Here is a 1,069-nt window from a genome sequence, read left to right on the forward strand (position 1 = left end):
AAATTCATGCACGTGTAGCAGTCCTCAACAGATTTACGGAATTAGGTCGACCACTTACCCAAGTTACGCCTTAAATTTGGCTCAATTAGGGGGGGCTTTGTATTTCAAATCTTTGTGCAACAAAGCCGTTAAAATGCCTAGAAAAAGAATCCAAAAATAACCATAATAAAGATAAGACCAAAATGGCAACAGAAGGAATGCTACGGTTGCTAAAAGGGATTTATTAATTAATTCAAATTTTTTCATTACAATCTTAATTCAAAATAAAACCAAAATTATACCTTTCAAAAAAAACATAATTAAATATCACATATCTTTTTATTAAATGGAATTGTAATCAATTCCTTGTTTTTTAAATTAACATATTTATACTCATACACAATATCCAAATTAGATAAGATAGCAATTGATTCACAAATTTCATCTATCTTTGGCTTAGAATAATAATATTTCCTCATATCAGCCGCCTGATAATCACTAATACTTTCAAATGAAACCATGTAAATATAGGTTAATTTATTATCAGAAAATTTAAAATCCACCCATCTAGTATAATTATCTACATTCACAGGTAGTTTATTCTTCTGTTCACCAACATACTCTCTTACTAACTTTAACTCATTTTGTACCTCTTTTCGATCAACATCAACACCGTTCACAACCTTATTTTCAACACACGCGCTAAATTGAAGACCAATAAGAATAAGCATTATTACTTTATTCACAACATTTAAACCTTTTGAATTTTTTCCCAAACACACCATCTTTAATAAAAACCTAATAAACACCAATTCAAAATATAATATGCCCCAGATATAGAAAATAAAAAACAATTCCTTTTAACAACCCATTAAGTGTAAAATATATCCTCAAACTTAATCATGCAATCAACTCCCTTAAATTTCTTAATTTTTTATGTTACTATGGCTTTGTTGCACAAACCTATCGTTAAGGGCTTATTCCACAATATAATTTCCAAATGAACAAGCCTGCACCTAAAATTTATCGTACCACCAATTGGTCTTCTTATAATCGAGCATTAATAAATCGAGGAAATATTTCAATTTGG

At 29.2% G+C, this 1,069-nt stretch carries 1 protein-coding gene; it reads right to left on the minus strand.

Features of this window, described 5'->3' with window-relative positions; genetic code table 11:
• Positions 1 to 299: 299 nt before the first annotated feature.
• A complete protein-coding gene (locus FTU83_RS17290; RefSeq protein ID WP_180036304.1) occupies positions 300 to 725 on the minus strand; it encodes a hypothetical protein in 426 nt (141 codons plus the stop codon).
• Positions 726 to 1,069: the final 344 nt, after the last annotated feature.

Source organism: Acinetobacter sp. YH12152 (assembly GCF_013418285.1).
Classification (GTDB): Bacteria; Pseudomonadota; Gammaproteobacteria; order Pseudomonadales; family Moraxellaceae; genus Acinetobacter; species Acinetobacter amyesii.